Origin of the sequence: Lentzea alba (genome assembly GCF_047445655.1) — a bacterium.
Lineage (GTDB): Bacteria > Actinomycetota > Actinomycetes > Mycobacteriales > Pseudonocardiaceae > Lentzea > Lentzea alba_A.
Map to the genome: position 1 here is coordinate 330287 of NZ_JAJAEG010000005.1, position 13643 is coordinate 343929.

At 68.9% G+C, this 13643-nt stretch carries 11 protein-coding genes; 1 reads left to right on the top strand and 10 read right to left on the bottom strand.

The genetic code is table 11. The features are described from left to right. Positions 1-11: 11 nt before the first annotated feature. From LFM09_RS11070 to LFM09_RS11100, 7 genes are all read right to left on the bottom strand, one after another. Positions 12-980: an acyl-CoA dehydrogenase family protein gene (locus tag LFM09_RS11070; RefSeq protein ID WP_414096261.1), complete on the bottom strand. Its 969-nt coding sequence runs from the start codon at positions 978-980 to the stop codon at positions 12-14. 14 nt (positions 981-994) lie between these two features. After that, positions 995-2536: an aldehyde dehydrogenase family protein gene (locus LFM09_RS11075; protein ID WP_414096262.1), complete on the bottom strand. Its 1542-nt coding sequence runs from the start codon at positions 2534-2536 to the stop codon at positions 995-997. A 39-nt stretch (positions 2537-2575) separates the two neighbouring features. Then, the gene (locus tag LFM09_RS11080) at positions 2576-3499 is read right to left on the bottom strand and encodes a 2Fe-2S iron-sulfur cluster-binding protein (RefSeq protein WP_414096263.1); all 924 of its coding nucleotides are present in this window, start codon (positions 3497-3499) and stop codon (positions 2576-2578) included. Next, on the bottom strand, positions 3496-5265 hold the full coding sequence (locus tag LFM09_RS11085; protein ID WP_414096264.1) for an NAD(P)H-dependent oxidoreductase subunit E: 1770 nt from the start codon (positions 5263-5265) through the stop codon (positions 3496-3498). The genes LFM09_RS11080 and LFM09_RS11085 overlap by 4 nt, the downstream gene beginning before the upstream one ends. Continuing rightward, a complete protein-coding gene (locus LFM09_RS11090) occupies positions 5266-7191 on the bottom strand; it encodes a molybdopterin oxidoreductase family protein (RefSeq protein ID WP_414096265.1) in 1926 nt (641 codons plus the stop codon). A gap of 121 nt (positions 7192-7312) precedes the next feature. After that, positions 7313-8899, bottom strand: coding sequence for a CocE/NonD family hydrolase (locus tag LFM09_RS11095; protein ID WP_414096266.1), 1587 nt, complete (start codon positions 8897-8899; stop codon positions 7313-7315). Between the two features lie 2 nt (positions 8900-8901). Further along, positions 8902-9966 (bottom strand): aldo/keto reductase, encoded by a 1065-nt coding sequence (locus LFM09_RS11100; protein ID WP_414096267.1) that lies wholly within the window; start codon positions 9964-9966, stop codon positions 8902-8904. Between the two features lie 112 nt (positions 9967-10078). Here LFM09_RS11100 and LFM09_RS11105 point away from each other — a divergent pair, with 112 nt between their 5' ends. Next, positions 10079-10969: an AraC family transcriptional regulator N-terminal domain-containing protein gene (locus LFM09_RS11105; protein ID WP_414096268.1), complete on the top strand. Its 891-nt coding sequence runs from the start codon at positions 10079-10081 to the stop codon at positions 10967-10969. A gap of 1 nt (position 10970) precedes the next feature. On the opposite strand, the gene LFM09_RS11110 is transcribed toward LFM09_RS11105, so the two are convergent. The 3 genes from LFM09_RS11110 to LFM09_RS11120 all read right to left on the bottom strand — a co-directional run bounded on the left by LFM09_RS11110 (position 10971) and on the right by LFM09_RS11120 (position 13580). After that, positions 10971-11615, bottom strand: a complete 645-nt coding sequence (locus LFM09_RS11110; RefSeq protein ID WP_414096269.1) for a hypothetical protein — start codon at positions 11613-11615, stop codon at positions 10971-10973. 69 nt (positions 11616-11684) lie between these two features. Next, a complete protein-coding gene (locus LFM09_RS11115) occupies positions 11685-12602 on the bottom strand; it encodes a LysR family transcriptional regulator (protein ID WP_414096270.1) in 918 nt (305 codons plus the stop codon). Next, positions 12603-13580: a 2-dehydropantoate 2-reductase gene (locus LFM09_RS11120; RefSeq protein ID WP_414096271.1), complete on the bottom strand. Its 978-nt coding sequence runs from the start codon at positions 13578-13580 to the stop codon at positions 12603-12605. Between the last annotated feature and the right edge of the window lie 63 nt (positions 13581-13643).

The following is a 13643-nucleotide window of genomic DNA, read 5'->3' on the forward strand; positions in this document are numbered from 1 at the left end:
CCAACGAGCATTTAGATCTCCACCGAATCCAACAGGGAGTCGACGGTCGGCTCGATCGCGGCGGCCGCCCGCGCGTCCCGGAACCTGCGCTCGATCCCCAGGTCCCGCCGGAACGCCGCGTCCCCGCACACCTTCATCGCCAGGTCCGTCACCGCCACGGCGGCCTCGGTGGCGGTGACCGCCAGGAGCCGAACCCGGTCGGCAGACCGGTCCGGATGCCACGTCACGGCGGAAAGGGTGTCGTTGTAGAGCACCCGGACCGAGTCGGTCCGCAGCCGCATCCGAGCGAGGTCCGACCGCGTCCGTGAGTCCCCGCCACCCAGGTGCCCCACCGCCGCGGCCAGCGCACCTTCCATCAACCCCAGCGACACGGCAGCGCCCAGCACCAGGAACCACGGGTACGCCAGCTCCTCGGACCACAGCCGGTTGGACGCCGGCACCCGCACGGGATCCGCCTCCACACACGTGGCGACCGTCCCCCGCAGCCCCATCCCGGCATGGTCCGCGGGGACCAACAGCCCCGGAGCCTCGGCCGGGACCAGCAACAACTCCGAGCCGCACGACCAGACGTAACTGTCCGCCTCGCCCGCCGCGATCACCCAGCTCTTGCGCGCCCGCACCTGCACCACGTCGCCGTGCGTCGACATCGCACCGGACGAACCGAAAGCCGCCAGCGTCGACAGATGCCGGCCGGCCGCGATCTCCGCCCGCAGCCAGTGTGGCCCGGAACGATCCAGGACCGCGGCCGCGGAGTAGTGCGAGCGCAGCACCGAAGCCGTTGCGCCACAGACCTGAGCGACGTGCTCGACCACCCGGCCGGCCGACCGGAGATCCTGTCCTCCCCCGCCGACCGTGCGGGAGATCGTCATTCCCAGCAGGCCGCGCGCCCCCAGAGCGTTCAGGGCGGCGCGCGGGAATCTGGCGTGCTGGTCGACATCGGCGGCGGACGGCGCCACCACGTTCTGCACGATGCGGAGCAAGTCCGCGCGGTAGGTCACGTTGGCGGGTAGAGCGAGTAGGAGGGGAAGTTGCCGTACGGCTGTTCGCCGGGAGGTCCCTCTGTCACGGCGTGGACCAGCAACTCACCGCCCACGAACGCACCGCGCCAGGAAGCCCCGCGCCCACCGAACACCTCGTCCCGGTCACCACGGGAACGCGGCTTGTTGATGCCGACCTTGAAGGCCTGGACGTCCGCGCTCAGCCGGCGGGCCGTCGCCTCGTCGTCGCAGGCCAGAGATGCGACCAGAGCGCCGTTCGAGGCGTTCATCGCGGCCAGCAGCTCGGCCTCGGTGTCCACCAGGACGATCGTGTCGACCGGCCCGAACGGCTCCGCGTGGTGCAGCACCGAAGACCGCGGCGGGTCGAGGATCGCCACCGGAGCCAGGTACGCGGCGGTCTGCTGGCCCGGCAGGAAACGGCCGGAGTCCGGCGATCCCCGGTACAGCGGCACGCCCCCGGCCCGGATCGCCTCGTCCACGACGTCACCGAGCTCCTTGGCCTTCGCGTCGTTGATCAACGGCCCGAAGTCCAAGGAGGGCAACTCGTCGCCGGGCGAAGCGACGGCGAGCGGGTGCCCGAACGTCACGTCCCGCACCGCGGGCAGGTAGACGTCCAGGAACTTGTCGAACAACGACCGCTGCACGACATACCGCGGATAGGCGGTGCAGCGCTGCTTGCCGTAGTCGAACGCCTTGCGGATCTGGGTGCCGAGCATGTCCCAGGAGTCGGTCTCCCAGATCCCCCAGCAGTTCAGGCCCTCCTGCTCCAACACGTGCCGCCGGTTCGAGTCGACCAGCCGAGCCGCGATCGCGCTGCCGACATCGCGACCGCCCACAAAGGACACACAACCCAGGAAGGACGACCCGACCAGCACCGGCGCGAGTTCAGCGCCGCTACCGCTGACCAACGTCAACGGCAGGCCGGACCGCACCGCCAGCGCCGTGGCCAAAGTCAGGCAGCTGACGCCACCGTCGGTCGGCGCCTTGGCGATGACCGCGTTGCCCGCCAGCGCCTGCACGAGCATCGCGTGCATCAGCACGCTCATCGGGTAGTTCCACGAGGCGATGTTGCTGACCGGGCCGGACAACGGCTCCCGGCCCGCCAGCATCGAGTCGATCTCCTCGACGTACCAGCGCACGCCCTCGATGCAGCGGTCGACGTCGGCCGTCGCGAGCCGCCACGGCTTGCCGATCTCCCAGACCAGCAGCAACGACAGCAGGTCGCGGTGCTCGGTCAGCGCGTCCAGGGCCGAGGACACACGTGCTTTGCGTTCGGCCGGCGGCACGTTGCGCCACTCGATGTGCTGGTCGACAGCGGCCACCACCGCGCGGCCCGCGACGTCGAAGTCGAGGAACGGCGGGCCCGCGATGGTGGAGCCGTCGACCGGAGTGGTGGCGGGCATCGGTTCGCCGGAACGACTCCACCCGCCGCCGAAGTGGTTGAGCAGCCGATCGTCGTGGAACGCTTCGGGTGCGATCTTCACGCACTGCGAGTAGACCTCGTCCCACGAGGTGCCAGGCTTCAAGATCAACGACATCGGAGCGCCCTCCCAGCCAAATGGATCTGGCCCAGTTGATCAGCGGTTTTGCACGTGCTGCCAGCCGAATCGGCCCTTGATGCACAGGTTTCCGTGCGTGACAGTGCTTTCGTGCGGAGACGTCACCTTCACGATCTCGTTGTCCTGCACGTGCAGGGTGAGGTTGCACCCGACGCCGCAGAACGTGCACACGGTGGTCGTCTCGGTCTGCTTCGACTCGTCCCAGGTGCCGTCTTCGCGCTTGTCGTGCTCGCGCTTGAAGCTCAGCGCACCGGTCGGGCAGACCTCGATGCAGTTGCCGCAGTAGACGCACGCGCTGTCCGGCAGCGGCGTCGCGAACTCCGTGGAGATCCGCGCGTCGAACCCGCGGCCGGCCACCGAGATCGCGAAGCTGTTCTGCCACTGGTCGCCGCACGCGTCGACGCACTTGTAACACATGATGCACTTGCCGTAGTCGCGGACGTACAGCGGATTGTCCACTTTGGTCGGTTGCCGGACCGTCGCGGCCACCGAACCGTCAATTTCCTCGTGCTCACCCGGACGGCGGTCGTCGCGGTCCTCCGAGGGAGGAGCGGAAGGCCCGAACCGGGAGGGGTCGGCACCGCACGCGGACATCCACTCGTCCACGTGCGGCGTGGTGGAAAGGTCCGTGGCGGACCCCAGAAGTTCCAGCACCAGCTTGCGGCTGTGCTTGGTCCGGTCAGACTCCGTGTGCACGACCATGCCCGGCTCGACCTTGCGCGAGCACGACGGCACGAGCGTGCGCGATCCCTCTACCTCGACCATGCAGACACGACAGGCGTTGGCGGGCTTCAAAGTGTCGCCGTAGCACAGCGTCGGGATCGACTTCCCCACAGCCGTGCACGCGTCCAGGATCGTCGCACCTTCAGGCACCCGAACGCTTTCGCCGTCCAAAGTCATCTCGACCAGTCGCTTCGGAAGGCCGATCTCGACGATCGTCATGACGTCGCCTCCTGCGCGTAACCCAACCGGTCGAGGGCTGATTCGATGGCGTTCCAGGCGGTCTGCCCGAGACCGCAGATGGACGAGTCGCGCATGACCTGCCCGACTTCCCGCAGCAGCTGGAGATCCTTGGCACTGGTGCTCAGCGGACGCTTGCCGACGAGCCGGTGCATCGCCTCTTCCTGCCGCACGGTGCCGATCCGGCACGGAACGCACTGCCCGCACGACTCGTCGCGGAAGAACGCGGCGATGCGCAACAGGAAGCTGCCCAGGTCGGCGGTGTCGTCCAGCACCAGCACGACACCGGAGCCGAGGGTGGTGCCGGCGGCGCGCGCGTCCTCCAGGGTGAGCGGCAGGTCGAGCTCGTCCGGGCGAACGAACCCGCCTGCCGCCCCGCCGAGCAGTACCGCTCGCAGCTCCCGGCCTGGCGGCACGCCACCCGCCAGATCGAGGAGTTCCCCGAGCGTGGTGCCGAACGGCACCTCGTACACGCCCGGACGACTCACGTTCCCGGACAGGCAGAAGAGCTTCGGGCCCGTGGAGCCCTCGGTGCCCATCCGGGTGTAGGCCTCGCAGCCCTCCGTGAGGATCACCGGCACGTTGACCAGCGTCTCCACGTTGTTGACCACCGTCGGTTTGCCGAAGAGACCGACCTCCACCGGGAACGGCGGCTTCGAGCGCGGTTCCCCGCGGAAGCCCTCGATGGAGTTGAAGATCGCGGTCTCCTCACCGCAGATGTACGCGCCGGCGCCGCGGCGGATCTCGATGTCGAACGAGAAACCCTCGTGGCCCATGATGTTCTCGCCGAGGAAGTTCCGTTCGCGCGCCTTCGCGATCGCGTTGCGCAGCAGGTGCAACGCCCGCGGGTACTCACCGCGCAGGTACAGGTAGCCGCGCGAGCACCCGGCCGCGAACCCGGCGATCGTCATGGACTCGATCACCGCGAACGGGTCGCCCTCCATGAGCAGCCGGTCCTTGAACGTGCCGGGCTCGCTCTCGTCCGCGTTGCACACCAGGTAGTGCGGCCGGACCGGCTGGCGGGCGGTCGCGTCCCACTTGCGTCCCGTCGGGAACGCCGCGCCGCCACGCCCCATCAGCTTCGCGTCGCTGACCTCGCGGATCACCCCGGACGGCCCGAGCAGCAGCGCCGTCCGCAGCGCGTGATACCCGCCCGTCGCCCGGTAGTCGTCCAACGACTCCGGATCCACGACACCGACCCTCTTGAGCAGCCGCAGGCCGGGGTCACCGGCCTGCGGCACCTCCGCGCGCTCACCGTCGGAGTGGGAGGGACCAGCGGCCGCCACCGCGATCACCTCACCGGCGTGGGTGGGCGCCAGGAGCTGCTCCTTCGCCACCTCCCCCGCCTCGAACGCGAGCGCCGCCGGAGCCTTCTCGCACACCCCTAGACAGGGGCTGCGCAGCCAGCCGCTCTTCGCACCGGCCGGACCGAGCTCGTCGGTCAGCCTGTCGCACAACGCCTTCGCGCCGTTGACCTGGCACGCCAGGTCGACGCAGACGTGCGTGATCTTCGCCGGGCGTTCGGTGAGCGAGAACAGCGAGTAGAAGCTCGCCACCCCGTACGCCTCGGCCGGCGGGATGTGCAGGACGCGGCAGATGTGGTTCAGCGCGCCCTGGCTGATCCAGCCGACCCGGTCGTTGACCGCGTGCAGGGCTGGCAGCAGCTGGTCCCGCCCCATGCCGGTGAACAGGTCGACGACGACCCGTTCCGCCTCGGTGGGTTCGACGTCGAGCAGTTTGAGGTCCACTCAGCCCACCTTCACCGGAAGCTTGTCGATGCGGATCGCCGCCGCCTTGTACTCCGCGGTGCCCGCGATCGGGCAGGTCGCCTCGATCGTGATGATGTTGACGTCGATCTCGTCCGGGAAGTGGAACGTCATGAACACCAGGCCGGGCGTCAGACCGTCGTCGATCCGCACCGGCGCCTGGATCTGCCCGCGCCTGGACGTGATCTGCACTTCCTCACCGTCCTGCACACCGAGTGCCTCGGCGTCCTGCGGGCAGAGGTCGAGCGTCTCGCCCTTGCGCAGCGGCGACTCGAACCCGTGCGACTGCACGCCGGTGTTGTAGGAGTCGAGCCGGCGCCCGGTGGTGAGCCGGAACGGGAACTCCTCGGTCAGCTCGTCGACCGGTGGACTGTGCAGCACCGGCGAGAACGTCGCGGGCATGCCGCGCTTGACCGGGTCCTCCTCCCAGAGCCGGCCGTGCAGGAAGCTGGGTTCCAGCGAGTCCTCGCTCGGGCACGGCCACTGGATGCCGCCGAGCTCTTCCAGGCGCTGGTAGGACATGCCGGTGTGCAACGGCGACAGGCTGCGCAGCTCGTCCCACACGGCCTCACCGGTCATGTGCTGCCACTTCGCCCCGAGCCGCGCGGCGATCTCGCTCATGATCTCGATGTCGTCGCGCGCCCCCTCCGGCGGGTTGAGGGCTTTGCGGACCCGTTGAACGCGACGCTCGCTGTTCGTGAACGTGCCGTCGGTCTCGCACCACGCGGCCGCGGCGGGCAGCACGACGTGCGCCATCTTCGCCGTCTTGGTGAGGAAGATGTCCTGCACGACGATGTGGTCCAGATTGGACAGTCGTTTGATCGTGTGCTCGCAGTCGGCTTCGGACTGCACCGGGTTCTCACCGATGATGTACACGGTGGTCATGTCACCGCGTTCCATCGCCTCCAGCATCTGCGTGAGGTTCCAGCCCTTCTTCGGCTGGATGTTCGAGCCCCAGGCGGCGTTGAACTTGGCCGCCACGTTCGGGTCCGTGATGTCCTGGAAACCCGGCATGCGGTCCGGGATCGCCCCCATGTCGCCGCCGCCCTGGACGTTGTTCTGCCCCCGCAACGGGTTCAGCCCCGCGCCGTAGCGCCCGACCTGCCCGGTGAGCAGCGACAGGTTGATGAGGCTGAGCACGTTGTCCGTGCCGTTGTGGTGCTCGGTGATGCCGAGCGTCCAGCTGAGCTGCCCCCGGTCGGCCTTGGCGTAGGCGTGCGCGAGCTCGCGGATGAGCTCGGCCGGCACGCCCGTCTCCAGCTCCGCCACCGGCAGCGTCCACGGCTCGACGGCCTTGACGAACTCCTCGAAGCCCTCGGTCGCCCGCTCGATGAACGACATGTTCGTGAGCCCCGACGCGACGATCTCGCGCGCGATGGCGTGGGCCAGCGGGATGTCCGTGCCGACGTTGAGCCGCAACCACTTGTGCGCCCACCTGCCGGTGCTGGTCAGCCGCGGGTCGACCACGTACAGCTTCGCGCCCTTGTTGACCGCCTTCAGCACGTGCTGGAAGAAGATCGGGTGCGCCTCACGCGCGTTGGAACCCCACAGAATGATGAGGTCGGCGTCCTCGATCTCCTGGTAGGAGGAGGTACCGCCGCCACTGCCGAAGACCTTCGCCAATCCCGCCACGCTCGGCGCGTGACACGTGCGGTTGCACGAGTCGACGTTGTTCGTGCCGATGACCGCCCTCGTGAACTTCTGCGCCATGTAGTTCATCTCGTTGGTGGCCCTGGCACAGGAGAACATCCCGAACGCGTCCGGTCCGTGCTTGGCCACGTTGCGCTGGAACCCCTCGGCCGCGCGGTCCAGCGCTTCGTCCCAGGTGGCCGGGCGCAGGATGCCTGCGTCGCGCACCAGCGGCTGGGTGAGCCGCACGTAGGGCTCGGTCTTCTTCCGCCTGCTCATCACGACACCTCCTGCGTCCATACTGTATGCAATCTGCGGTATGCGCTACCCCCTGCCGTGTTTTCTTGACGCGGTCGCAGCGAGAAAACGGTTGCCGCGACCGCGTGGGAGAGGAGCAGCTTCAACCGCGGACGGGCAGGGAGAGGTGCGATGGCCGTCCGGCGTCGTGGTGGACCGTGCGGGCGGCCGCCCGCACGGTCGTGCCGGTACCGGGATCGTCACCGGTGCCGAGGTTGCGGGCGAAGCGGGGAAAGGCACCACCGGAGACCTGCAGCCGCACCCGGTGACCGGCCTCGAACCGGTGGGCCGTGGGATCGAGGGTGATGCGCACCGCCTCCCGGCCGTCACACCGCACGATCTGGTCGGTGACGTTCGTGGACCGACCGGCCGGGCTCACGTCGCAGAGCCTCGCGAACAGGTCCGCGTTGGCGTTGTCCGAGGTCACGTGCAGCTCGACCACGGGTGAGCCGTGCACCTCGACAGGGGTGGTGAGCGGTTCGGACGTGAAGACCAGCACGTCCGGGCGTGCCTCCAGCTTCCGGTTGTCCTTCGCACCACCGCTGAGCGCCATCACCCGTCCGCCGACCGACGGCGTGGGGTCCCGCGGGTCGTAGCGGAACGCCGTACCTGAGGAGTCCTGAGTGGAGGGCTGTTCGGCGAGCCGCTGCCCTGAGTGCAGGTACCAGGTCGCGGACCGGGTGTCCGGCGGTGGCCAGGACCGGTGGTTCTGCCAGCCGGCGCCGCCGACGAACACGCGCACCGGTGTTCCGCGACGCGCGGGAGCTCGCCGGGCGGTGTGCGCGTCGAACCAGGAAATGCCTTCTGTCAACGAAATCCGGTTGTCCACGTTCAGGTGAGTCCACGGTCCGACCGTCATCGCGACGTCGACGTCCCGTGCTCGCAAGGCTTCGTACTGCTCGATCGTCTGGTTGAGGAAGAAGTCGTGCCACCCACCGATGAGCAGAGTTGGCACGGTGGACCGCCGCAGCGCCTCGGTGACCCGGAACCGTTCCCAGTACGGGTCGGTGAGGTCCGGCCGCCGGGCCCAGTCGTCGTACCACGGCACACCGGTTCCGCTCAGCGGCAGCCGCGTCATCTCGTCCGCCAGCCTGCGTTCCGCGCGCATCGCCCTGACCAGGCCCCTGAGCGGGCCGGTGGACTCCTGACCGGCGATGAGGTCCGCCCACGAGCGTCCGTTGTAGAGCTCCAACGGTCCCTGGCGGTACATGGCGGCGCCGAGGTCGTGCACGCCGATCATCACCACCATCGCGGTCAGCTCGGGCGGTGGGTCGGCGGCGAGCGCCCAGCCCGTGAACCCGAGGTAGCTGCCGCCGAGGACCGCGAGCCTGCCGTCGAACCAGTCCTGGTCACGCAGCCACGCGACGGTGTCCTGCGCGTCCCGGGTCTCGTCGACCCCAGGCGTGAAGACACCGCCGGATCCGAACGTGCCGCGGCAGCTCTGGAACAGCACGTGGTAGCCGCGTTCGGCGTAGAAGCGCGCCTGGAGCAGGGTGTAGGGCGCGCTGCGGCCGTACGGGCAGCGGACCAAGATCGTGGGCGCGCGCTCAGCGGTCACGGGCACGAAGTGGTCGGCGAGCAACCGCACCCCGTCCCGCATCGTCACCTCGATCGCCCGGTCCACCCGCACCCGGTTGCGCCTCGGCGGCAGACCCCACACCCGGCCGAGCACCGCACTCGCCACGCTCATGGTCAGTACCTCGTGCCCGAAGCGAACATCGGCAGCATCGTGGACGACCGGCCGTCGACCGCGGCCCCCGCGAACTGCAGGTGCGGGGCCAGCTCGCGGTTGTTCTCCGCCGGGAAGTTCAGCTTCGGCGTCGAAACCTCATCCAGCACGGCCCGTTGTGCGTCGGTGAGCGTCACGTCCAACGCACCGAGGTTCATCTCGAACTGGTCGAACCGCCGCGCGCCGATCACCACCGAGCTGACCCCGGACCGTCCGCGCAACCAGGCCAAAGCGACCTGAGAGGCAGGAACACCGATCTCCGCGGCCACAGCGTTGACCGCGTCGATCACCACGAACTCCTCCGGACTCGGCACACGACCGCGACCGGAGACCGGAGCGCCGCCCGAGGTGTACTTGCCGGACAGGAACCCGCCGCGCAACGGCGACCACGGCATCACACCCATCCCCATCGCCTGCGCCATCGGGATGAGCTCACCTTCCGGGGTGCGTTCCAGCAGCGAGTGCTCCAGCTGCAACGCGATGATCGGCGACCACCCGTGCCACTGCGCGAGAGTGGCGGCGTGCGCCGTCGCCCAGGCCGGCACGTCCGAGAACCCGATGTACCGGATCTTGCCGAGCCGCACCTGGTCGTCCAGGGCCCGCAACGTCTCCTCGACCGGGGTGACGGGGTCGAAGTTGTGCAGCCAGTAGAGGTCGATGTAGTCGGTTTGCAGGCGGCGCAGGGAGTCTTCGAGCTGGTGCACGATCGCCTTGCGGCTGGGGCCGCCGCCGTTCGGGTCGCCGGCGTGCAGGTTGCCGAAGAACTTCGTGGCGAGCACGAGCCGGTCGCGCAGCGAGGACCGGCCGGCGAGGAAGTCTCCGATGATCTTCTCGGAGTGGCCGTTGGTGTAGAGGTTGGCGGTGTCGATCGAGTTGCCGCCCTGGTCCACGTAGGACCCCAGGATCTTCGACGACTCCTCGGGACTGCTCCCCCAGCCGTGGTCCTCGCCGAAGGTCATGGTGCCGAGGGTGAACGGGCTGACGCGCAGGCCTGACCGGCCGAGAGTGATGTACGAATCCAGCGACATGGCTCAATTCAAGGCGCCCCAAGGCCCATCACCTAGGCCGATGGGCTCGAACCGTTGCACGATCCGCTCAACTTCGCGCCGATCACTCCACAAGCGTGCAAGACTGCGAGGCATGGACCACCTGGACGAGATCCGCCGGCGGATCATCCGGCACGCCGGGCCGAACGGTCGTCCACTGTGGACCGAAGGCGTGCTGACCTTCGTCTCCGACCGGGTCACCGAGCCGATGGGCACGGTCACCGAACCAGTACTCACCCTCGTCGCCCAAGGCACCAAACGCACGATGCTCGGCGACCACGTCTTCGAGCACAGCCCCGGCAAGATCTCGGTCGTCACGGTCGACCTGCCCCTGACCGGCCACATCACCGAAGCCAGCCCGTCGAAGCCGTTTCTGGCGCTCGGGCTCAGGCTGGAACCCGCGACCATCGCGCAACTGCTGGTGGAGGGCGGCCCCGGCCCGATCCGGCCGCACGACGGGCCCGGAATGCAGATCAGCGACGCCGACGACAAGCTGCTCGACGCGCTCGTCCGGCTGTTGCGGCTGCTCGACGAGCCACGTGACCTGCGCGTGCTGGGGCCGTCCGTGCGCCGCGAGATCCACTGGCGGCTGCTGAACAGCCCGCAGGCGGCGCTGATGCGACAGGCGGGCACGGCCGACAGCCGCCTGGCCCTGGTCGCCGCCGCGATCGCCTGGATCAAGAACCGCTACGACCAGGTGATCCGCATAGACGACCTCGCCGCCGACATCGGCACCAGCGTCTCGACGCTCAACCGGCACTTCCGCACGGTCACGGCGATGAGCCCGCTGCAGTACCAGAAGCAGATCCGGCTGCAACGGGCCCGAGCCGCCCTCGTCTCGGCGCCGCACGACGTCGCCGCGGTCGGGTACTCCGTCGGCTACGACAACCCGTCGCAGTTCAGCCGCGAGTACCGGCGGATGTTCGGCGCACCACCGGGACAGGACGCGCTCCGGCTGCAGAACGCGTCCATCGTCCAGGAGTGAGTCAGGCCTTGAGGAACGGCTCCGCGACGATCGGCAACACGAATGAGAGCTGCCCCGACAGGGCCTTCTTGCTCTGACCGCTGATGGACACGAGCGCGAAGACGTTGCCCCGCGCGAGCGCCACCTGGCAGGTCCACGGAAGTGCACCGGCACCGTCGTTCGGCTCGCAATAAGCGAACGACTCCTCGACACCCTCAGGCGTGGTCACCGCGAACTCGCCGCCCGGCGCGCAGACGCCTGCCTGCTGTCGCACCACCGGCACCAGCGCCTTCGCCGGCTGCTCAGACGTGACGTGCACCCGTTCGAGCAGGTAGACCCCGCCCGACCAGGAACGGGAACGCGCCGCCGACGTGCCCTTGTCCACGCGCAACAGTGCGCCGCAGACCTCGCCGATCGCCTGGCCTTCCAGGGGCATGGGCAGGTCGTCGAGAGCAGCGGTGGCGTCGTCGTACTTGCCTCCGAGAGCGTCAAAGGCCGCAGGCGCAGGGAGGGCTGCCTTGGCTCGCGCGTCCAGCTCCGCCAACGTAGGAGCAGCGCTGGTGGTGGTCGTCGGCGGCGGGACGGGCGCAGGAGCTGGAACCGGAGCCGCGTTGGTGCAGGCTGAAGTCAGCGCGGCCACAGCCGCGACGGCAGCACAAAACCTCATGAACAACTTTGCTTCCCCCCAGAAAACCGCGGGCCGCTCGGCCACACGCCCCGAGAGCCTACCTCCGCGTCACAGGTGGCGTCTGTCGAGATGTTTGTGCAGCATGCGATCCAGCTCACCCCGCAGGTCGAGGCCGCGCGTCAGCCCCAGCATCGCCCGCGCCAGCACCGAGACCTGGCCCCCTGCGACCAGCCCGATCTGCGGCACCCGCTGCGGATCCTCGATCCGCACCACCCGCATCCCCTCCGGCGTGCCGAACATCTGCAGCCAGGCGTGCGCGATGACCGACGACCACTTCCGAGTGGCCACATGGGCGTACAACGTCGCCACCGTGTCGGCCTCGATCACCGGCACCGGCTGCACCCCGGCATCGGCGAAGATCCCGTCCAGGATCCGCCGGTTCCGCATCTTCGGGGACAGCAAGCACAACGGCAGCGCCGCCACATCGGCCCACCGGGCCACCGGCCGCGCGGCGATCTCCTCGTCGTCGGGAGTCAGCAGCACGTACCGCTCCTCGTACAACGGCACGGCGCGTGCCGAACTGTCCACATAGGTCATCGCGATGTCGAGCTCGAACTCGTCGAGCCGTCGCACGATCTCCCGCGAGGACAACGACTCCAACGTGATCCGCACGTGCGGGTACCGCTCGCAGAACGGCGTGGTCAACAGCGGAGCGGCCGGCAGGGCGGTCGGGATCGCGCCGATCCGCAACACCCCGGACAGGGACTCGCGCATGCGCGACAGGTCCTGCTGCAGGGCATCGCGATCCGCGAGCATGCGATGCGCCCACAGCAGGACCCGCTCCCCCTCCGGCGTCAGCGACTCGAAGCGACGGCCCCGGGACACGATCGGCACCCCGAGCTCGCGTTCGAGCTTGCTGATCGCCGCCGACAGCGACGGCTGGGACACGTGACAGGCCTCCGCGGCACGGGCGAAGTGGCGTTCGCGGGCCAGGGCGACCAGATATTCCAGCTGTCGCAGCAGCAACTAGGACACCAACGAAGTGCGCGACAGCAGGTCGATCGCCGCGTAGACGTGCCGCAACGTCGGTGCCGGCACACGCGTCAGCTCGGCGATCTCCACCACCGCGCCGATGATCGCGTCGATCTCCAGCCGTTTGCCGGCCTCCAGGTCCTGCAGCATCGACGTCTTGTGGTGCCCGACCCGCCGGGCCCCGTCGATGCGCTTGTCGATGGAGATCTGCGGGTCACAGCCCGCGGCCCGCGCGATGGTCAGGGTCTCGGCCATCATCTGGGCCACGAGGTCGCGGCTGTCTGTGTGGTCGCAGATCTCCACCATCGTCGCGCGGGTCAGCGCGCTCAGCGGGTTGAACGCCACGTTGCCCATGAGCTTGATCCAGATGTCCTCGCGGACGTCCTTCTCCACCGGGCACTTCAGCCCGCCCGCGATCATCGCCTCGCTCAGCGCGACGCACCGCGGGGAGATGCTCCGATCCGGCTCCCCGATCGAGAACCGCGTGCCTTCGAGGTGCCGGATGACACCCGGCGACTCGATCTCGGTAGAGCAGTAGACGACGCACCCGATGGCCCGTTCCATCGGCAGCACGGCCGTCACCGAACCACCGGGGTCGACGGCCTCGATCCGCTGTCCTTCCAGCGGATGCCCCGCCATGCCGTGGAAGTACCACCACGGGATCCCGTTCTGCGCCGCGATCACCGCGGTGTCGGGTCCCAGCAGCGGCTTCAGCAGATCGCCTGACGACGCGTACGAGTACGCCTTCAGACCGAGGAACACGTAGTCGACCTCGCCCACCTCCGACGGTGAGTCCGTCGCATGTGGACGCGCGGTGAAATCACCACGAGGACTCAGCACCCGCACGCCGTGCTCCCGCATGGCGGCGAGGTGGGCTCCCCGCGCGATCAGGTGGACCTCCACGCCCGCACGATGCAACGCCGCACCGACGTAGGCACCGATCGCTCCGGCTCCGAGAACAGCGATCTTCATGTCACGCCCCGCTCTGCCACATACCCTGGCAAGATTGCATACAGTATACGGACAACCCGACGA